Origin of the sequence: Mycolicibacter icosiumassiliensis, from assembly GCF_900078685.2 — a bacterium.
Classification (GTDB): domain Bacteria; phylum Actinomycetota; class Actinomycetes; order Mycobacteriales; family Mycobacteriaceae; genus Mycobacterium; species Mycobacterium icosiumassiliensis.
The window spans coordinates 1,417,321-1,436,586 of sequence record NZ_LT546166.1; the positions used below are offsets into that span (position 1 = coordinate 1,417,321).

At 66.0% G+C, this 19,266-nt stretch carries 17 protein-coding genes; 14 read left to right on the forward strand and 3 right to left on the reverse strand.

The annotated features are described in order from the left end of the window. Positions 1-22 precede the first annotated feature (22 nt). Entirely contained in the window at positions 23-1,546 is a 1,524-nt protein-coding gene (locus tag BN4346_RS30580) for a Re/Si-specific NAD(P)(+) transhydrogenase subunit alpha (protein WP_067970266.1), read from the forward strand. Between the two features lie 37 nt (positions 1,547-1,583). Beyond that, positions 1,584-3,005: a Re/Si-specific NAD(P)(+) transhydrogenase subunit beta gene (gene pntB / locus BN4346_RS30585; RefSeq protein WP_067970269.1), complete on the forward strand. Its 1,422-nt coding sequence runs from the start codon at positions 1,584-1,586 to the stop codon at positions 3,003-3,005. Positions 3,006-3,023: 18 nt separating this feature from the next. Here the strand turns inward: pntB and BN4346_RS30590 are convergent, their stop codons facing one another. Next, complete coding sequence (locus BN4346_RS30590; RefSeq protein ID WP_067970347.1) at positions 3,024-4,010, reverse strand: LysR family transcriptional regulator; 987 nt, start codon at positions 4,008-4,010, stop codon at positions 3,024-3,026. 253 nt (positions 4,011-4,263) lie between these two features. Here BN4346_RS30590 and BN4346_RS30595 point away from each other — a divergent pair, with 253 nt between their 5' ends. From BN4346_RS30595 to BN4346_RS47605, 7 genes are all read left to right on the forward strand, one after another. After that, positions 4,264-5,664, forward strand: coding sequence for an FAD-dependent oxidoreductase (locus BN4346_RS30595; RefSeq protein WP_067970272.1), 1,401 nt, complete (start codon positions 4,264-4,266; stop codon positions 5,662-5,664). After that, a complete protein-coding gene (fdxA, locus tag BN4346_RS30600; protein WP_067970276.1) occupies positions 5,664-5,987 on the forward strand; it encodes a ferredoxin in 324 nt (107 codons plus the stop codon). The genes BN4346_RS30595 and fdxA overlap by 1 nt, the downstream gene beginning before the upstream one ends. A gap of 628 nt (positions 5,988-6,615) precedes the next feature. After that, positions 6,616-9,441: an ATP-binding protein gene (locus tag BN4346_RS30605; protein ID WP_067970279.1), complete on the forward strand. Its 2,826-nt coding sequence runs from the start codon at positions 6,616-6,618 to the stop codon at positions 9,439-9,441. Beyond that, positions 9,438-9,881, forward strand: a complete 444-nt coding sequence (locus BN4346_RS30610) for a roadblock/LC7 domain-containing protein (RefSeq protein WP_067970282.1) — start codon at positions 9,438-9,440, stop codon at positions 9,879-9,881. The genes BN4346_RS30605 and BN4346_RS30610 overlap by 4 nt, the downstream gene beginning before the upstream one ends. A 17-nt stretch (positions 9,882-9,898) precedes the next feature. Beyond that, positions 9,899-10,297, forward strand: a complete 399-nt coding sequence (locus BN4346_RS30615; RefSeq protein WP_067970348.1) for a DUF742 domain-containing protein — start codon at positions 9,899-9,901, stop codon at positions 10,295-10,297. Next, positions 10,275-10,865 (forward strand): GTP-binding protein, encoded by a 591-nt coding sequence (locus BN4346_RS30620; protein WP_067970285.1) that lies wholly within the window; start codon positions 10,275-10,277, stop codon positions 10,863-10,865. Before BN4346_RS30615 ends, BN4346_RS30620 begins: the two co-directional genes overlap by 23 nt. A 54-nt stretch (positions 10,866-10,919) precedes the next feature. Continuing rightward, on the forward strand, positions 10,920-11,087 hold the full coding sequence (locus tag BN4346_RS47605; protein ID WP_154677560.1) for a hypothetical protein: 168 nt from the start codon (positions 10,920-10,922) through the stop codon (positions 11,085-11,087). Here the strand turns inward: BN4346_RS47605 and BN4346_RS30625 are convergent. Then, a complete protein-coding gene (locus tag BN4346_RS30625) occupies positions 11,077-13,566 on the reverse strand; it encodes an ATP-binding cassette domain-containing protein (protein ID WP_067970287.1) in 2,490 nt (829 codons plus the stop codon). The genes BN4346_RS47605 and BN4346_RS30625 overlap by 11 nt on opposite strands. Positions 13,567-13,577: 11 nt before the next feature. Next, positions 13,578-14,762 carry an NADH:flavin oxidoreductase gene (locus tag BN4346_RS30630; RefSeq protein WP_067970290.1) on the reverse strand — a complete coding sequence of 395 codons (1,185 nt, stop codon included), beginning with the start codon at positions 14,760-14,762 and terminating at the stop codon, positions 13,578-13,580. Positions 14,763-14,874: 112 nt separating this feature from the next. Between BN4346_RS30630 and BN4346_RS30635 the strand changes: the two genes are divergently transcribed. The 5 genes from BN4346_RS30635 (at position 14,875) to kasB (ending at position 19,241) form a co-directional block, all read left to right on the forward strand. Further along, positions 14,875-15,723: a bifunctional methylenetetrahydrofolate dehydrogenase/methenyltetrahydrofolate cyclohydrolase gene (locus BN4346_RS30635; protein WP_067970351.1), complete on the forward strand. Its 849-nt coding sequence runs from the start codon at positions 14,875-14,877 to the stop codon at positions 15,721-15,723. After that, positions 15,720-16,010: a DUF3017 domain-containing protein gene (locus tag BN4346_RS30640; protein WP_067970292.1), complete on the forward strand. Its 291-nt coding sequence runs from the start codon at positions 15,720-15,722 to the stop codon at positions 16,008-16,010. The genes BN4346_RS30635 and BN4346_RS30640 overlap by 4 nt, the downstream gene beginning before the upstream one ends. 166 nt (positions 16,011-16,176) lie before the next feature. After that, positions 16,177-17,067 (forward strand): cyclopropane mycolic acid synthase family methyltransferase, encoded by an 891-nt coding sequence (locus BN4346_RS30645; protein ID WP_067970295.1) that lies wholly within the window; start codon positions 16,177-16,179, stop codon positions 17,065-17,067. 27 nt (positions 17,068-17,094) lie between these two features. Continuing rightward, positions 17,095-17,955, forward strand: coding sequence for a cyclopropane mycolic acid synthase family methyltransferase (locus BN4346_RS30650; RefSeq protein WP_067970353.1), 861 nt, complete (start codon positions 17,095-17,097; stop codon positions 17,953-17,955). Positions 17,956-17,978: 23 nt separating this feature from the next. Beyond that, positions 17,979-19,241: a 3-oxoacyl-ACP synthase KasB gene (gene kasB, locus BN4346_RS30655; RefSeq protein ID WP_067970297.1), complete on the forward strand. Its 1,263-nt coding sequence runs from the start codon at positions 17,979-17,981 to the stop codon at positions 19,239-19,241. Positions 19,242-19,266: the final 25 nt, after the last annotated feature.

Here is a 19,266-nt window from a genome sequence, read left to right on the forward strand (position 1 = left end):
GCGGGATTAACGGAGAAACAGCATGAATATCGGTGTTTTATCCGAGGCGCAGCCTGGTGAGACGCGTGTGTCGGCGACGCCGGCGACGGTCGCGGTATTGGCCAAGCTCGGTTACGGCGTTGTGGTGGATTCTGGTGCCGGAGAGGCATCGTCTTTCTCCGACGCGGCGTACTCCGAGGCCGGCGCCACTATTGGTGATGCGTGCAGCGCCGATATCGTCTTCGGTGTCAACGCTCCCTCGACCGAGCAGTTGGACGGGATGAAGCCGGGCGCGACGCTGGTTAGTCTGCTGGCGCCGGCGTTGAATCCGGATCGGGTGCAGGATCTGGCCCGTCGGCCGATCACGGCGCTGTCGATGGATGCGGTTCCGCGGATTTCGCGGGCGCAGTCGTTGGATGTGTTGAGTTCGATGGCCAACATCGCTGGTTATCGGGCGGTGATTGAGGCGGCTCATGTCTTCGGTCGGTTCTTTACCGGCCAGGTGACTGCGGCGGGCAAGGTGCCGCCGGCCAAGGTGTTGGTGGTGGGTGCTGGGGTGGCGGGTTTGGCGGCGATTGGTGCGGCTGGCAGCCTGGGGGCGATCGTGCGGGCTACTGATCCGCGCCCGGAGGTGGCTGATCAGGTCCGTTCGTTGGGTGGGGAGTATCTGTCGATCGAATCGACCGAGACCGAGGTGTCGGCCACGGGTTATGCCAAGGAGATGAGCGACGACTATAAGGCGCGGGAGGCGCAGCTGTATGCCGATCAGTGCGCCGACGTCGACATTATCGTTACCACGGCGTTGATTCCGGGTCGGCCGGCGCCGCGGATCATTACCGCCGAGATGGTGGCGTCGATGAAGCCGGGCAGTGTGATCGTGGATATGGCTGCGGCTAATGGTGGCAACGTCGAGGGCACCGTCAAAGACCAGGCCGTCGTCACCGGTAATGGGGTGACGATCGTCGGGTACACCGATTTGGCTGGTCGGTTGCCGGCGCAGGCGTCGCAGCTTTATGGGACCAATCTGGTCAACTTGATGAAGTTGTTGACGCCCGGTAAGGACGGCCGGTTGGTTTTGGATTTCGATGATGTGGTGCAGCGGTCGATGACGGTGGTGCGTGAGGGGGAGTTGACGTGGCCGCCGCCGCCGGTGCAGGTCTCGGCGGCCCCGGCTAGGGTCGCTGATGTCCCGGTGGTCGCCGAGGCGAATAGGGAGCCGATGTCGGCTCGGCGTCGGTTGGGTGTGGTGGTTTCGGCGGCGGCGGTGTTGTTCGCGTTGGTGGCGATGGCGCCGGCGGCGTTGCAGGTGCATTTGACGGTGTTCGCGTTGGCGATTGTGATCGGTTATTACGTGATTGGGCATGTGCATCATGCGTTGCATACGCCGTTGATGTCGGTGACGAATGCGATTTCGGGGATCATCGTGGTGGGTGCGTTGTTGCAGATCGGTCATGGTGATTCGGTGATCACGGTGTTGGCTGCTGCGGCGATCCTGTTGGCCAGTATCAATATTTTCGGTGGTTTCGCGGTGACTCGTCGCATGCTGGCCATGTTCTCCCGCAGCTAGGTGCTGTATGTCCCCGGATTTGGAGTAGATCCCGCTTATGTTTTCTGTTGAGACTGCTGCTTCGGCGGCCTATATCGTTGCGGCGTTGTTGTTCATCTTGGCGTTGGCTGGGTTGAGTCGCCATGAGACGTCGAAGGTCGGTAATAGTTTCGGCATCTTTGGGATGGCGGTGGCGTTGGCGGCCACGATCGCGTTGGCTTTCGATCACCGGATTGAGCCGTGGGGGTTGGCTCTGCTGATCGGGGCCATGGTGGTGGGTGCGGGGATCGGGTTGTGGCGGGCCCGGGTGGTCGAGATGACCGGGATGCCGGAGTTGATCGCGTTGCTGCATTCGTTTGTGGGGTTGGCGGCGGTGCTGGTGGGGTGGAATGGCTATCTGCATGTGGAGCGCTGCCCGTGTGGTGCCCCGGCCCGCGCTTTGGCCTCCGAGGGTTTGTTGGGGATTCATTCGGCTGAGGTGTTCATCGGGGTGTTCATCGGTGCGGTCACCTTCACGGGTTCGATTGTGGCCAACTTGAAGCTCTCGGCGCGGATGAAGTCCAACCCGTTGATGCTGCCGGGTAAGAATGTCCTCAATATCGGGGCGCTGGTGGCGTTCGTCGCGTTGACGGTGTGGTTCGTGCATGCCCCGCAGTTGGGGTTGCTGATCGCGGTGACGGTGCTGGCGCTGGCGTTGGGGTGGCATCTGGTGGCTTCCATCGGTGGTGGGGATATGCCGGTGGTGGTCTCGATGCTCAACAGTTATTCGGGTTGGGCGGCGGCGGCCTCGGGTTTCCTGCTCTCCAATGATCTGCTGATCATCACCGGTGCGTTGGTGGGTTCTTCGGGTGCGTACCTGTCCTACATCATGTGCAAGGCGATGAACCGGTCGTTTCTCTCGGTGATCGCCGGGGGGTTTGGGATCGAAGCCGGCCCGGCGCAGGACAAGGATTACGGGGAGCATCGGGAGATCACCGCGGAGGCGGTGGCTGAACTGCTCTCGGGCGCGGATTCGGTGATCATCACCCCCGGTTACGGGATGGCCGTGGCCCAAGCCCAGTACGGGGTCGCTGAGCTGACCCGCAAGCTGCGGGAGCGTGGTGTGAGTGTGCGTTTTGGTATTCATCCGGTCGCTGGCCGACTGCCCGGGCATATGAATGTGCTGTTGGCTGAGGCCAAGGTGCCCTACGACATCGTGCTGGAGATGGACGAGATCAACGACGATTTCGCTGACACCTCGGTGGTGTTGGTGATCGGGGCCAACGACACCGTCAACCCCGCCGCCGCCGAAGACCCCTCCAGCCCCATCGCGGGCATGCCGGTACTCACGGTGTGGGACGCCGACAACGTCATCGTCTTCAAACGCTCCATGGCATCGGGCTACGCCGGCGTGCAAAACCCACTCTTCTTCCGGCAGAACTCCGCCATGCTCTTCGGCGACGCCAAAGACCGCATCGAAGACATCCTGCACGCGCTGTAAACAGCGCAGCGCGGCGGATCACTGAGTCGACGAACCTCGATAGGTTCTGCGTCCGGCGGGTCCGGATCGAGCCATCGTTCGACTGTGGGTGCTGATGTGGCTCAGCAGATCGCGTACCGCACCGGCGGGTGGGGTCCGCCCCCCGAACCGTAATTGGCGCCGCAGGTCCAATTCCGGGACCGCGACGGCAAGCAACCGGCCGGCCGCCAGATCGTCGGCTACCGCCAGCCGGCTCATCACCGCTGGGCCCGCTCCAGCGAGAACAGCGGCACGCATGGCTGCTGCCGAGGACAATTCCAGGGCGGGGGCTGCCTGCTCCATGTCGCGGCCCAGGGTTCGGCGTAGGGCCACGGTAAGCGACTCGCGTATGCCGGAGTGGGGCTCGCGCGTCACCAACGGTGTCTGAGCCACTTCGGCGGCACTGACACCCTGCGGCCGCCGAGTCCATTTGTGCCGCGCCGGAACCACCACCACCAGTTCGTCCTGGGCCACCACGCAGCTTCCCAATCCCATTGGCAAACGTGGGCTTTCTATAAACCCCAAGTCTGCATCGCCGTCGCGTACCGCGATGACGGCGTGTTCGCTGTTGGTGGCCGTCAAAGTTACCTGCATGGCGGGCTGGCCCTGCTGTTCAGCGACGGTCTGCAATGACACCAGCCAGTTGGGCATGAGTTGTTCGGCGATGGTCTGGCTGGCCACGATTCGTATCCGCTGACGGGTTTCGGTGCGAAGTGATCTGAGCCCGGTATCGACCTCATGGGCGAGGTCCAACAGGCGTGCCGCCCACTCGGCGACAAGGTCGCCGGCTGGAGTCAGCTGGGAGCCGCGTGTCGTGCGTACGGCCAGACGTACGCCGATCTGGGCTTCCATTGAGGCGAGGCGCGTCGAGACGGCTTGCTGCGTTACTCCGAGTTGGCGCGCCGCGCCACCTTGGCTGCCCGTCTGGGCCAGTGCCAGAAAGATTTCGAACGCGCTGAGCTCAGGCATGCGGGAACTGAGCGGCATGCCCGATGAAAGCACAAAATCGATGACGTTGCAGTCCATACGCACCTTATGCAGGACACCCCAAACATTTTCGAAGTAATCTCGCGAACTTGGAGCCGCAGTCACCCGGCGACGATCGGTCACAACGGCAGATTGTGGCTTCACAAGGCGCCGACCGCTACCGGGGGGGTGCGGCACGGGGAATCATCGCAGGTATGACACATTTGGCGGCCCCGAAGACACCGGCTTCCTGCCCGTTCGGAGGTAATTGATCATGCGTCACTATCGTGTTGCGATTGTGGGCTCTGGACCGTCGGGATTCTTCGCAGCGTCGGCGTTGCTCAACGCTGCCGACGCGTCGGCTGAGTTCGACGTGCGCGTGGATATGCTGGAGATGTTACCCACCCCGTGGGGGTTGGTACGTTCCGGTGTGGCGCCCGACCATCCCAAGATCAAGTCGGTCACCGCACAATTCGAGAAGACCGCCGAGGACCAGCGATTCCGACTGTTCGGTAACGTCATGGTGGGACGCGACATTGAGGCCGACGAGCTCGCGGAGCACTATGATGCGGTAATTTACGCCGTTGGAGCGCAAGCCGATAGGCCGTTGAACATCCCCGGTGAGGACTTGGTGGGCAGCATGTCTGCGGTCGACTTCGTCGGCTGGTACAACGCGCATCCGTCGTGTGCGCTGTTGGCTCCGAAGCTGTCGGGGGGGCGGGCGATCGTGGTCGGCAACGGCAATGTTGCGCTCGACGCCGCTCGAATGATGGTGACGGATCCCGAGGAGCTTGCAGCGACCGACATCGCAGATCATGCACTGGATGCGTTGCGCCCGCGTGGAATCGACGAGGTCGTGATCATTGGTCGGCGGGGACCGTTGCAGAGCGCATTCACCAACCTGGAGCTGCGTGAACTGGGCGAGCTTGAGGGCGTCGACGTCGTGGTCGATCCCGCGCAACTCGACGGCATCACCGAAGAGGACCTGGCTGCAGCGAGCAAGTCGGTGCGGACGAATTTGAAGCTGTTGCGTGACTACGCAAGTCGTACACCGCGGCCCGGCCACCGCCGGATCGTCTTCAAGTTTTTCACGTCGCCGATCGAGATCACCGGCTCCGGTGAAGTGGAGAACATCGTTTTGGGGATCAACGAGTTGGTCATGGACGCCAGCGGCCGGCTCATCGCCAAGGACACCGGTGTGAGAGAGACCCTGCCCGCACAGTTCGTGGTGCGTGCGGTGGGTTACCGTGGCACCGCGATCGCGGGCCTGCCCTACGACGAGCGAAGCGGGACGATCCCCAACGCTGCCGGGCGGGTAACCGGTAGCCGTAATGAATTCGTCGCCGGATGGATCAAGCGCGGCCCCAGCGGGGTGATCGGTACGAACAAGAAGGACTCCCAGGAAACCGTGGATTCTCTGCTGGCCGACCTGGCGACGGTCGCTCCCGTCGACTCAGGTGGCGATCCCGCGGATTGGCTGGCCGAACGCCAGCCCGGGCTCGTCATGGCCGAGCACTGGCTTGCCATCGACCGGCACGAGCGGGCTGCGGGCGAGCGGGAGGGGCGGCCGCGCGTTAAGTTGCCGACCGTACCGGATCTACTACGTGTCGGATTCGCCGTGACTCCACTCCCGGAGGCGCATCCCGCGACAATCGAGACTCGAGGAGAACTCTGATGGCTTACGTGATCGCTCAGCCCTGCGTCGATGTCAAGGACAAGGCGTGCACGGACGAATGCCCCGTGGACTGCATTTACGAGGGCGCTCGGATGCTCTACATCCAGCCCGACGAGTGCGTCGACTGTGGCGCGTGTGAGCCGGTCTGCCCGGTCGAGGCCATCTATTACGAGGACGACGTGCCCGAAGAGTGGAGCGTCTTCACGCAGAACAACGCGGATTTCTTCGCCGAACTCGGCTCTCCCGGCGGTGCCGCCAAGATCGGCATGACCGAGAACGACCCCGCTGCGGTGAAGAGCCTCGAAAGCAAAGTCGAGCAGTAACGCCGAGGCTCACCCAGGGCGGGCTCCCGCCCTGGGTGAGGGCAGCGGCCGGTGGCCGCGGTCGCCCTTCTCGCCTCCGGTCTTCCACGTGGGCGCGGGGGCGACGCGGTGCCGCTGACCAACGTGATGTTCGCCGCGGCGCCCGCCCTTTCGCGGTGGCAATTCTTCGGGGCCGACGTCCGGGTCGAGGCCGGTGAGAGCGTCGACGCCCGAGTTGTTCCTCACTGCGCGCGCAGATGATGAATTCACTGGTCCGGTGTCTTATGAATCACTCCATGAGTAATGCCGTTTTCGCGCGCGTCGCAGTTTGCCCACGAAGTGCATCGGCTCTTGACATTGCGGCGATCACGACCGCGCCGGGGGACGCCGTGCCCGCCTTCTGAGGGCACGGTTAGGTCTCGGGAGCTGTGCCTTTTCGATAAAGGCTCTGGTCATGGCGCGTGGCGACTGCCATACTCGTCGAATTGCCGACCTAGGTGGACCGTCTGATGCAAGACCGGCTCCACACCCTGATTCGAGACCGGTCCACACCGCAACCCGCGGTGTGGGAGCGAGGTCCTGGAAAGTCCATGAGTGAGGCGCAAACGGTGAATTTCAGCCGAGCGGTCGGTGAGCCGGCCGCTGACCGGTGACGCTCTTCGACCACCCGGACGGGGTGGACCCGGCCGTAGACCAAGCGGTCGACGGGGACGAGGAGCCCGACGCCGCCGCGGTCACACGTCCGTCGCGGTGGTCGGTGGGCAACTGGCCGGTGCGGTGGAAAGTGCTGGCGATCGCACTGCTGCCGATGCTGCTGGCCGGGCTCTTCGGCGGGCTGCGGATCTCCGGCGCGCTCACCGAGGCCGACCAGCTCCGGCTGGTCGCCGATCGCGCCGAGATGATCCCGGCGATCACCAATTACATGTCGGCGCTGGGCGACGCACTGGTGGCCGCGTCCTCCGACGGCGACGCCGAGGGCGCCAAGAAGAACTTCGACAACCGTAAGTACGAACTCCAGTCGCGGCTGTCGCACACCGACGTGCCCGCTGACGTGCGCTCCGGGACGCAGACCCTGATCGAACGGGGCCAGGGTTTGCTGGACCTGGTGTCGAACACCGGCGTCGGTCTGCGCGAGGAGGTGACCGGTTACGCGCCCATCCTGCTGACCGCCGAGGACGCCATCAACGGGTCGGTGCGGACGGACAGCGAACGGATCCGCGCGCAGGTCGAAGGCCTCAGCCGTGCTGTCGGCGCCAAGGGTCAGATGATGATGCAGGAACTGCTGGTCAACCGGGGCGGTGAACTTCCCGACCCGGAGTTACGCAGCTCGATGATGGCCCTGGCCGGCACCGAGCCGTCGACCCTGTTCGGGATGAGCGAGCTACTCGGCGTCGACTCCCCGGAGGCCAAATCCCTGCAGCGGCAGCTGGTGACCCGGATGGCGATCATGTCCGACCCCGAGCAGGTGCTGCCCAACAATCCGGTGCTGCGGGATTCGATCCGCGCCACAGACCAGATCGCCTCCCAGCTGATCAGCGAGAACACCGGGGCAGTGACTAGGGCGGTTCAGGACCGAGCCGAGGACCGGCGCGCCGCAGCCATGCGCGACATCGCGCTGGTGCTGGCGGGGATCGTCGCCACGCTGCTGGCGGTGTGGCTGGTGGCGCGCTCGCTGGTGCGCCCGCTGCGCACCCTGCGAGACGGTGCGTTGCAGATCGCCCACACCGACCTCGAGCACGAGATCGCCCGGCTGCGCGCCGGCTCGCCCGGTTCGGAACGCGAACCCGACCCGCTGCCGGTCCACACCACCGAGGAGGTCGGTCAGGTCGCCCACGCCGTCGACGAACTGCACGCTCAGGCCCTGTTGCTGGCCGGTGACGAGGCCCGGCTGCGGCGCCTGGTCAACGAGATGTTCGAGACGATGTCGCGGCGCAACCGGTCTCTGGTCGATCAGCAGTTGACCCTGATCGACCGGTTGGAGCGCGACGAGGACGACCCGGACCGGCTCGAGAGCCTGTTCCGGCTGGACCATCTCGCCGCCCGGATGCGGCGCAACGGCGCGAACCTGCTGGTACTGGCGGGTGCGCGAGTGCCGCACGAGCGGGGCCGGCCGGTTGCGCTGGCGACATTGATCAGCGCCGCCTCCTCAGAGGTGGAGGGCTACCAACGGGTCCAGATCGTGCTGGTGCCCGACGTTACGGTGATCGGCGCGGCCGTGGCGGACGGCGTACATCTGCTCGCGGAATTGATCGACAATGCGCTGCGCTATTCGGCACCGACGGAACCGGTGCGAGTGGTCGCCGGTTTCGAGAACGACGGCGGGGTGGTGGTCGAGGTCGTCGACGTCGGGCTGGGGATGACCGACGCCGACCTCCGGATGGCCAACATGCGTCTGGCAGCCGGCGGTGAGTTCAGCCCGGAGAACGCTCGCCACATGGGCCTGTTCGTGATCTCCCGGCTCGCGCACCGGCACGGCATCGAGGTCCGACTGTTCCCGGCGTCGCAGGGGGCCCGCGGCATTACGGCCGAGGTGTATCTGCCGCCGCACCTGTTGACCACCGAGCCCGTCGAGGAGCCGGCCCCGTCGACGAAGATCGCCATGCCTGCGCCGCCGGTCGCGCCGCATTCCGGCACCGTCGAGCCCGGGCCCCCCGAACCCGAGCCGTACCCGCCCTACCAGCCCGAGCAGTACGAGGACCCCGATACCGCGGTGTCCGGTCCCGTCGTCTCGTTGCTGCCCCGGCGGACTCCGGGTTCCAGCGGCATCACCGAGATGCCCGCCGAACAGCCAGCGCGCCCGCCGGCAGGCGCGGAGCGGGTGCGACGCGACCTGCCGCAACCCTGGTGGGAAGCCGACGAAGAAGCCGGATGGACCGGGGAACCGGCAGGGAAAACCGCGGGATCGTCGCCGGACGTCGAGAAGTCGGAAAAGTCCGCTCCCGCTGACACTTCGGAGTATTTCGCGGCGCGCGCCCGGGTCGCCGACGAGCCCGAGGCCGACACCGACACCGACACCATCTATCAGCGGATGCTCTCGGAGTCGGTGGGCAACGACCCCAACGAGCCGAATCTGCGCGCCGACCTGGATTGGCAGTCGGTATGGGACCGCGGCTGGTCGGTGGCTGCCGAGGCGGACAACGTGCCGGTGCGCGACCACACCGAACACGGTCTGCCGGTCCGCGAACCCGGTGCTCGGCTGGTGCCCGGTTCGGCCGAGGCCGACCCGTCCGAGGACGCCGGAGACTCCGCTGCGCCGGTGCACGATCAGGGCGATACCGGCCGGCCGGTAGCATCCAACGGCGTACCCCACCGGCCCGCCCACCAGACACCGGAACGGGATCCCGAGGCGATCCGCGCCTCGATCAGCAGTCACTTCGGCGGGGTGCATGCCGCGAGATCGCACGGCGTGGACAAAGGTTTGGATAAAGGCTTCGAAGAAAGCTTGGACACCGATCAGGGGCGCAACCAGCAATGACTTTCCCCACTGACCACACCGAACAGCGCCGGGCTCCCGAGAGCTCGCTGGACTGGCTGGTTTCCAACTTCGCCCGCGAGGTGCCCGGGGTGTCGCATGCGGTGCTGGTATCGGTCGACGGATTGACGGTCGCCGCCAGCGAACACCTGCCCACCGAGCGGGCCGACCAGTTGGCTGCGGTGGCGTCCGGATTGGCCAGCCTGGCAACCGGTGCGGCGCAGTTGTTCGAGGGCGGACGAGTGCTGCAGTCGGTGGTGGAGATGGAGCACGGTTACCTGCTGCTGATGAGAGTCGGCGACGGTTCCCACCTGGCGACGTTGGCGAGCACCTCCTGCGACATCGGCCAGATCGGTTACGAGATGGCGGTTCTGGTGGAACGGGTCGGCGCGGTGGTGCAGTCGTCGCGTCGGGCGGCGTCGTCGCCGGGCGATCGCTCGTGAGATACCGGTGAATGGTGATGGACATCCCGCCGGAGCCGGCGAATCCCGAGGAGTCCGAAGCCCGGGAAACTGAGGCCAGCCTGGTACGCCCGTACACGCTGACCGCCGGAAGAACCCACACCGACGTCAGCCTGCCGCTGGAAGCCCCGGTGCAGACACTGCGTGCGGCCCAGCCCAACCAATGGCCGGTCAGCGACCCGCGCGGCCGGATCATCGAACTGTGTCGGGCGGCCCCCTCGGTCGCCGAGATCTCCGCCCGGCTGAATCTGCCGCTGGGTGTGGCGCGCGTCCTGGTGGGCGATCTTGTGACGTCGGGATACCTTCGGGTGCGTCCCACGCTGACCGAGGCGTCCACCCGGGACGAACGCCGAGAACTGATAGGAAGGACGCTTCGTGGCCTACGAGCGCTTGGATAGGCCCACCAGGCCCAGGGACGCGGCGTCGACGAAGATCGTCATCGCGGGCGGGTTCGGAGTGGGCAAGACCACGTTCGTCGGAACCGTCTCGGAGATCATGCCGCTGCGCACCGAGGCGCTGGTCACCGACGCCTCGGCCGGTGTCGACACCCTGGAGGCCACCCCGGACAAGCGGACCACCACCGTGGCGATGGACTTCGGTCGTCTCACACTGGCCGACGACCTGGTGCTGTATCTGTTCGGTACGCCCGGCCAGCGCCGGTTCTGGTTCATGTGGGACGACCTGGTGCGCGGCGCGATCGGCGCGATCATCCTGGCCGACTGCCGCCGACTGCAGGACAGCTTCGCCGCGGTGGACTTCTTCGAGCACCGCAACCTGCCGTTCCTGATCGCGGTCAACGAGTTCGACGGCGCGCCACGGTATCCGGTCGCCGCGGTGCGCAAGGCTCTGGCCCTGCCGGAGCACATCCCGGTGATCACCGTCGATGCGCGCGACCCGCGTTCGGCCCGGGATGCGCTGATCGCGATCAGCGAATACGCGCTGTCCAGCCTGGCGCCGCAGGCTTGACCGACACGTCAGCGACGCTCGCCGAGACTCGCCTGCAACGCCGGGCCGGAGCGCATGTCGACGATCAAGCCCGGCAGCGCAGCGGCGGGGAACGCGGCGTGGCTGCCGGGGCTGCGGCTGCTCGAGCCCGACTCGGTGCGTATCGCCAGCCTGCTCGGCCCCGAGTTGCGTGGACCCTCGCAGCTGCGTGTCGCCTTCGACGCCGCCGGAGTCAGCGCCTGAGCCGGATCCTCCACCAGACCAGCAGGGTGTAGAACAACGACAGCAGTGCCAGCATCCCCATGTCGAACAGCCAGATGCCCCTGGTGTGGTCCCACAGGTGGTCTTTGGGGATCTGCGGCACGTTGACCAGCTTGTTGAAGTCGATCGCGGACGCGCCCGCGGCATAGCCCCAGCGGCCCGGCGTCACCCAGGCCGCCTGCGACAACCCGACCCGGTCGGTCACCGGGATCATCCCGCCGGCCAGCACCAGCTGCGACATGATCGAGACCACCAGCATCGGCATGATCTGCTCGTTGGACTGCGCGAACGCCGACAGCGCCAGCCCGAGCACCGCCGAGGCCACACACGTCCCGGCCACGGCGAGGAACAAGTCGAAATTTGCGCTGCCGAACATCACGGCGCCCTGCGTCGGCCCGCCCTTGCCCACAATCACGAACACCGTGACCTTGGCCAGGAGATAGGCCACCGTGGACAGGCCCACGGCCTGTTCTCGGGTGAAGATCGGGCGTTCGCCGATCAGATCTCGAATGGTCAGGGCGGTGCCCATGAAGACCGCGCCGATGATCAGCAGCACCATGATGTACTGCGGTTCGGTCGGCGCGTCGGGCCCCGGCATCCCGAGCCCGCCGTTGCCCTTCACGGTCAGCGACAGCGCGCCCACAATAAACGGCAGCACCGCTAGGAAGACCGAGTAGCCGCGGTCGGAGACGATCAGCCGGACTTGGCGGCGTGCGATCGTCGACAGCTGTTTGCGCAGGCTTTCCGCCGGCGGGCTGCCCAAGTCGGCCGGCGGAGTCGCCGGGACGGCAGCCGCCGCGCCCTGGTGGCCGCCCTCGCGCTCCAGAAACCGCCGGTTGGCTTCGTCCGGGTCGGCGCCGACGTTGGCGAAGATGTCGGCGTAGTTGTCGGCCCCCATGGCCGGGAAGACCTCTTTGGGTGGGCCGCAGAACGCCGTCTTGCCGCCGGGGGCCATCAGCAGGATCTCGTCGCAGACGTCCAGGTAGGACACCGAGTGGGTGACCACCAGCACCACCCGGCCCGCGTCGGCCAGCCCGCGCAGCATCAGCATCACCTGGCGGTCCAGCGCCGGGTCCAGCCCCGACGTCGGCTCGTCGAGCAACAGCAGCGATGGCCCGGTCAGCAGTTCCAGGGCCACCGAGGCGCGTTTGCGCTGGCCGCCCGAGAGCTTGTCCACCCGAGTGTCGGCGTGCTTGGTCAGCTCGAGTTCCTCGAGCACCTGCGCGACGGCCTGGTCCCGGTCGGCTTTGCTGCTGTCCGGCGGCAGGCGCAGTTCGGCGGCGTAACCCAGCGCCTGGTTGACGGTCAGCTGCCGGTGCACCACGTCGTCCTGCGGCACCATCCCGATCCGGCTGCGCAACGAGGCGTACTCGGTGTGGATGTTGTGGCCCTCGAAGGTGACCGAGCCGGCGGTGGGCTTGGTATAGCCGGCGATCAGCCGCGACAGCGTCGTCTTGCCGGCACCCGAGCCGCCGATGATCGCGGTCAGGGTGCCCGGCCGGGCCGTCAGCGAGATGTTGTTGAGCAGCCGTTTGCCGCCCTCGACGTCGAAGCAGATATCGCGGACTTCCAGGCCACCGGTGCGGCTCGCGGCGTCGGTGCGGCGCAGCAGGGTGCCGCCGGTGAACTCCAGGTCGACGTTGCCGATCGTGACCAGGTCGCCTTCGGACAGGATTGCCGAGCCGATCCGGACACCGTTGACGAAGGTGCCGTTGATGCTTCGGCTGTCGCGGATCTCGGTGCCCAGCGGGGTCGGGATCAGCATGGCGTGGTGGCGGGAGGCCAATACGTCGGAGATCACGACGTCGTTGTCGGTGGCACGGCCGATGGTCAGGGCCCCGGCCGGTGCGTCCGGGGCGGAGCTGGAGGCGGGCCGCAGGATGTCGATCATGCGGGTGGCGATGTTGCCGACTTCGGGGGGCGTCGCCGACACCGGCGCCATCCGGGTGGACGGTTGGTGCGGGGGGAACACCCCCGCCGACCGCGGATCCGCGTAGTGCGCGGGATCGGGAGCCGCCGCATACGGCGCGGATTCGGGTGGAGACGGCCAGCCCGACGACTGTGGCGGCCGGCTCGGGCGTGCTATTCCTGGCTGGCCGGGCTGCGGCACCTGGATCGAGACGGTCTGTGGCGGCCGGCCGGCCTGGCCCTGGTGTCGTCCCACCTCAAAGGAGACCCGCGGTCCGTCCGGGTTGCCGAGGTTGACGGCCTGGCCGTCGCGGATGTCGACGACGGGCACCCGCTGACCGTTGATGTAAATGCCGTTCAGGGAGCCGTTGTCGATCCCCAACCACCTGCCCTGCTCGAAGCGCAGCAGTAGGTGAGCGCGGGATACCAGGGGATGCGGGATGCGCACATCAGCCCGCAGGTCGCGCCCGATGACCACGTCGTGGCCTGCGGAGAACGTGCCTTGCGACCCGTCGTAGCGGACGGTCAGCACCGGCGGGGCTGGGTGACTCATTGGCGTCAACTCTAGCGAGTTGTGTCCGGGGCGCCGGTAACGACGCAGTGCGTGCGCCGATAGATCGTCGGCATGCACTGGTTGCAGTGGGTGCACTCCGACAGCGTCGTCGAGTCGTCGGCGATCCGATTGACCAGGTCGGGTTCGGCCAGCAATGCCCGGGCCATCGCGACGAACTCGAAGCCCTCGGCCATCGCCTGATCCATCGTCGCGCGGTTGGTGACACCGCCCAGCAGGATCAGCGGCATCGACAGTTCGGCGCGGAACAGCCGGGCGTTGTCCAGCAGGTAGGCGTCGGTGTAGGGGTATTCGCGCAGGAATTTGTTGCCGGTCATGCGCATGCCCCAGCTCAACGGCGGGGGAAAGACGCTCGCGAATTCCTTCACTGGGGCGTGCCCGCGGAACAGGTACATCGGGTTGACCAGCGAGCTGCCGGCGGTCAGCTCCAGCGCGTCCAGGCCGCCGTCGTCCTGCAGCCACTTCGCGGTGGTCAGCGACTCGTCCAGGTTGATGCCGCCGCGGACTCCGTCGGTCATGTTCAGCTTGGCCGTGACCGCGATCTGTCCGCCTACAGCTTTGTGGACCGCTTGCACGATCCCGCGGGCCACCTTGGCCCGGTTGGCCAGCGACCCGCCGAACTCGTCGGAGCGGCGGTTGATCAGCGGGCTCAGAAAGGAACTCGCCAGGTAGTTGTGGCCAAGGTGGATCTCGACGGCATCGAACCCGGCGTCGACCGCGTAGCGGGCGGCGTCGGCGTGCTGGGCGATGACCTGATCGATGTCGTCGCGGGTGGCCTTCTTGGCGAAACGCATGCCGATCGGGTTGAAGAACCGCACCGGGGCCAGGGCGCGGGCCTTGTTGGAGCGTGCGTCGGCGACCGGGCCGGCGTGGCCGATCTGAGCGCTGACCAGGGCCCCCTCGGCGTGTACCGCGTCAGTGAGTCGGCGCAGCCCGGCGACCGCCTCCGGGCGCATCCACAGCCCGTCGTTGGAGGTGCGCCCGCCCTGCGAGACCGCGCAGTAGGCCACGGTGGTCATGCCCACCCCGCCGGCGGCCGGCAGCCGGTGATATTCGACGAGATCGTCGGAGGCCAGCGCTCCAGGCGTGCGGTTCTCGAACGTCGCAGCCTTGATGATCCGGTTGCGCAACGTGATCGGGCCGAGTTTGGCGGGACTGAAGACGTCCGGAACGGGCATAGCGGGAGCCTACAAGCGGCGTGCGGCGAATAGTCGCTCTGTCGCACCGGAAGATCGGTGCCGTCGCCTCCAACAGGCGGGAACTCGGCGGCTGCATGCCACAATGTCCGGCGTGGGTGTGATTACGTTGGACGGCAAGGCCACGCGCGACGAGATCTTCGTCGACCTTCAGGCACGGGTGGCGGCGTTGTCCGCCGCCGGCGGCACACCTGGTCTGGGCACCATTCTGGTCGGTGACGATCCCGGCTCGCATGCCTACGTGCGCGGCAAGCACGCCGACTGCGCCAAGGTCGGCATCACCTCGATCCGCCGCGACCTGCCGGCGGACTGCAGTCCGGCCCAGCTCAACGACACCATCGACGAGCTGAACGCCAACGACGAGTGCACCGGCTACATCGTGCAGCTGCCGCTGCCCAAGCATCTAGACGAGAACGCCGCACTTGAGCGCGTCGACCCGGCCAAGGACGCCGACGGGCTGCATCCGACCAACCTGGGTCGGCTGGTGCTGAGCACCCCGGCGGCGCTGCCCTGCACCCCGCGCGGCATCGTGCACCTGCTGCGCCGCTATGACGTGCCGATCGCCGGCGCCCATGTCGTGGTGATCGGACGTGGGGTGACGGTCGGGCGCCCGCTGGGACTGCTGCTAACCCGCCGGTCGGAGAACGCCACCGTCACGCTGTGCCACACCGGGACCCGCAATCTGGCCGACCTGACCCGTCAGGCCGACATCATCGTCGCCGCGGTCGGGGTGCCGCACATGCTCACCGCAGACATGGTGCGTCCGGGCGCGGCCATCGTCGACGTCGGGGTGTCGCGTACCGAGGCCGGGCTGGTCGGTGACGTACACCCGGACGTGTGGGAGGTGGCCGGCCACGTGTCGCCCAACCCCGGCGGAGTGGGGCCGCTGACCCGGGCGTTCCTGTTGACCAACGTGGTGGAAAGAGTCGAGAGCACGCTGTGAAGCTCGCCGAGGTCCGTCGGGTGATCGCCGCGCAGTGGCCGATCCTGCTGGTCGGGCTGATTTTCACGGCGGCGTTCGTGCTGGCCGGGGCGAACTTCTGGCGGCGCGGCGCGCTGCTGATCGGGATCGGCACCGGGGTGGCCGCCGCGCTGCGCCTGGTGCTGTCCGAGGACCGGGCTGGACTGCTGGTGCTGCGCGACCGAGGGCTGGACTTCGCGACGATGACGACCGCGGCGACGGTGATGCTTTACGTGGCCGCCACGATCGACCCGCTCGGGACCAGCTAGTCATATTTGACCGGCCCGACAATTTTTCGGCCGGTGCGGTGGTGCGTATTCGCCCGTCTCCCAATCGGATCGGGTGCCGTGTTTGGCCCTGCCGGTCTAGGGGAACCCGTTTCCGCGTCGAGATGACTGATGCCCTTTGAAGTCGCTTCGGGTAGCGGAGGAACAGATGAGCGACGTCGAGCTGATTCCGGATGTCGACCACATCCGGTCGCACTACGACCGGTCCAACGAATTCTTCCGGCTGTGGCTGGATCCGACGATGACCTACAGCTGCGCCTATTTCGAGCGCGAGGATATGACGCTCGAACAGGCTCAGATGGCCAAGGTGGACTTGGCCTTGGGCAAGCTGGGATTGCAGCCCGGGATGACGCTGCTCGACATCGGGTCCGGTTGGGGCTCCACCATGCGGCGGGCCGTCGAGAGGTACGACGTCAACGTCATCGGGCTGACGTTGAGCGAAAACCAAGTGGTCCATTGCGAGCAGAAATTCGCCGAAATGGACAGCCCGCGTTCGAAACAGGTGCGATTGCAGGGCTGGGAGGAATTCGACGAACCGGTGGACCGCATCGTGTCGCTGGGCGCTTTCGAGCACTTCGCCGATGGAGTCGGCACCTACGAGCGCTACGACGACTTCTTCACCATGTGCCACCGCGTACTGCCCGACGACGGAGTGATGTTGCTGCATTCCATCGTGGTACCCACCGCCGAAGAGGGCGAGCGGCGGGGACTGAAGAAGACGATGTCGCTGCTGCGCTTCATCCATTTCATCTTGACCGAGATCTATCCCGGCGGACGGTTGCCGCAGATCTCGATCGTCGATGAGCACGCGACCCGCTGCGGGTTCTCGATCAGCCGCCACCAGTTGATCGGGTCGAACTATGTACGCACCTTGGACACCTGGGCCAAGAACCTTGAAGCGCATAAAGATCAGGCGGTCGAGCTCAAGGGCGAGCAGACCTACGAAACATTCTTGAAGTACCTGACGGGGTGCCGGGAGCTGTTCCGTGACGGCTACACCGACGTCTGCCAGTTCACGATGGAAAAGACAGTGGTGTAAGCGATCTCGGAGGGCATGGTGGCACTGATGACCGATCTCAAGCCGTACTACGAAGAGTCTCAAGCGGCGTATGACATCTCCGATGACTTCTTCGGGCTGTTCCTCGATCCGACGATGGCCTACACCTGTGCGTACTTCGAGCGCGACGACATGACCCTTGAGGAGGCGCAAAACGCGAAGTATGACTTGGCATTGCGCAAGCTCAACCTCGAGCCGGGGATGACGGTGTTGGACGTCGGTTGCGGGTGGGGAGCGGGGCTGGTCCGGGCGGTGACAAAGTTCGACGTCAACGTCATCGGTATCACCCTGAGCCGCAATCACTGTGCGCGCAGCGCGGCCACTCTGGCCGCGATCGATACCGAGCGTCGTGCGGAGGCTCGTCTGCAGGGTTGGGAGGAGTTCGACGAGAAGGTTGATCGGATTTTCACCATCGAGGCGTTCGACGCGTTCAAGAAGGCCCGCTATGCCGCGTTCTTCGAACGTGCCTACGAGATTCTGCCTGATGACGGGCGAATGTTGTTTCACAGCATATTCACCTACCCGCAGACCTATTGGCGCGAGCATGGCATCAAGGTGACGATGAGCGACCTGCGCTTCGTCCGATTCCTCGGCAAGGAGATCTTTCCCGGCGGGGAGATGGCGGGCCGCGACGACATCTACGAATATTCGCAGGGCGCCGGATTCCGCATCCAGGATGCCCTTTTGATGCCGGAGCACTACATCCGGACCTTGAACATGTGGGCGGCCAATCTGCGGCACAACCGCGAACGCGCCACCGCCACTCAGTCCGAGGAAGTGTATGAGCGTTATCTGCGCTATCTGACCGGCTGCGCAGATCTCTTCCGCAGAGGAATCAGCAACGTCGGGCAGTTCATCCTGACTAAGTAGCGGCCCGGAAGTGAGGCGCGGACATGGCCCGAATCACTCGGCTCTCCACCGGGAACGGCCTCCCCGAGGTCGTCGTCACCGGTGTTGCGATGACGACTGCGCTGGCAACGGACGCCGAGGACACCTGGAAAAAGCTGTTGGACGGGCAAAGTGGCATCCGCAGGCTCGACGATCCGTTCGTCGAACGATTCGACCTTCCGGTGCGTATCGGCGGGCATCTCCTGGAGGACTTCGATCACGAGTTGAACCGCAGGGAACTGCACCGGCTGTCGTACCTGCAGAAGATGGCGGTCATCCTGGGCCGTCGAGTCTGGGCGAATGCGGGCTCGCCGGAGGTGGATCCACGCCGATTGCTGGTGTCGATCGGCACCGGGCTCGGTTCGCCGGAGGAACTGGTCTGGGGTTACCAAGGCATGGTGGAACGCGGCATGAAGGCTGTTTCGCCGCTCGGGGTGCAGAAATACATGCCCAACGCGGCGGCCGCCGCCGTCGGACTGGAGCGTGGCGCCAAAGCGGGTGTCTTCACCCCGATTTCGGCGTGTGCTTCCGGGGCCGAAGGTATCGCGCAGGCCTGGCGCAACATCGTCTACGACGAGGCCGATATCGCGATCTGCGGCGGAGTCGAGACCAAGATCGAAGCGGTTCCCATCGCGGGATTCGCCGCGATGCGTATCGTGTTGTCCACCCACAACGACGACCCGGCCGGTGCCTGCCGACCATTCGACGCCGACCGCAGCGGGTTCGTGTTCGGCGAGGCCGGCGCCTTGCTGGTCATCGAGACTCTTGCGCACGCAAAGGCGCGTGGTGCAACGATTCTGGGCCGGTTGATGGGCGCCGGAATCACCTCGGACGGCCACCACATCGTGGCGCCCGACCCGCAGGGCGAGCGCGCGGGTTACGCGATGACCCGGGCGATGGACCTTGCGGGTCTGGCGCCGGCCGACATCGATCACATCAACGCACACGCCACCGGAACCCGGATCGGTGATCTGGCCGAGGCCCAGGCGATCAACAACGCTATGGGCGCGCACCGCGCCGCGGTGTATGCACCGAAATCCGCTCTGGGCCATTCGGTCGGGGCAGTTGGTGCGGTGGAGGCGATTCTGACGGTCTTGGCGCTGCGGGACGGCGTAGTCCCGCCGACGTTGAATTTGCACCACCTCGACCCGGAGATCGATCTGGACGTCGTCGCCGGTGACGTACGAACCGGCGACTACCGATACGCGATCAGCAATTCCTTCGGATTCGGCGGCCACAACGTGGCACTCGCGTTCGGAAAGTACTAGAAGGGGGACGCTTTCGGCCTCCGGC

Excerpts from the sequence above, each read along its gene's own strand:
- BN4346_RS30580 (WP_067970266.1), top strand. The coding sequence starts at position 23 with ATGAATATCGGTGTTTTATCCGAGGCGCAGCCTGGTGAGACGCGTGTG.
- pntB (WP_067970269.1), top strand. The coding sequence starts at position 1,584 with ATGTTTTCTGTTGAGACTGCTGCTTCGGCGGCCTATATCGTTGCGGCG.
- BN4346_RS30590 (WP_067970347.1), bottom strand. The coding sequence starts at position 4,010 with ATGCCGCTCAGTTCCCGCATGCCTGAGCTCAGCGCGTTCGAAATCTTT.
- BN4346_RS30595 (WP_067970272.1), top strand. The coding sequence starts at position 4,264 with ATGCGTCACTATCGTGTTGCGATTGTGGGCTCTGGACCGTCGGGATTC.
- fdxA (WP_067970276.1), top strand. The coding sequence starts at position 5,664 with ATGGCTTACGTGATCGCTCAGCCCTGCGTCGATGTCAAGGACAAGGCG.
- BN4346_RS30610 (WP_067970282.1), top strand. The coding sequence starts at position 9,438 with ATGACTTTCCCCACTGACCACACCGAACAGCGCCGGGCTCCCGAGAGC.
- BN4346_RS30615 (WP_067970348.1), top strand. The coding sequence starts at position 9,899 with ATGGACATCCCGCCGGAGCCGGCGAATCCCGAGGAGTCCGAAGCCCGG.
- BN4346_RS47605 (WP_154677560.1), top strand. The coding sequence starts at position 10,920 with ATGTCGACGATCAAGCCCGGCAGCGCAGCGGCGGGGAACGCGGCGTGG.
- BN4346_RS30625 (WP_067970287.1), bottom strand. The coding sequence starts at position 13,566 with ATGAGTCACCCAGCCCCGCCGGTGCTGACCGTCCGCTACGACGGGTCG.
- BN4346_RS30630 (WP_067970290.1), bottom strand. The coding sequence starts at position 14,762 with ATGCCCGTTCCGGACGTCTTCAGTCCCGCCAAACTCGGCCCGATCACG.
- BN4346_RS30645 (WP_067970295.1), top strand. The coding sequence starts at position 16,177 with ATGAGCGACGTCGAGCTGATTCCGGATGTCGACCACATCCGGTCGCAC.
- BN4346_RS30650 (WP_067970353.1), top strand. The coding sequence starts at position 17,095 with ATGACCGATCTCAAGCCGTACTACGAAGAGTCTCAAGCGGCGTATGAC.
- kasB (WP_067970297.1), top strand. The coding sequence starts at position 17,979 with ATGGCCCGAATCACTCGGCTCTCCACCGGGAACGGCCTCCCCGAGGTC.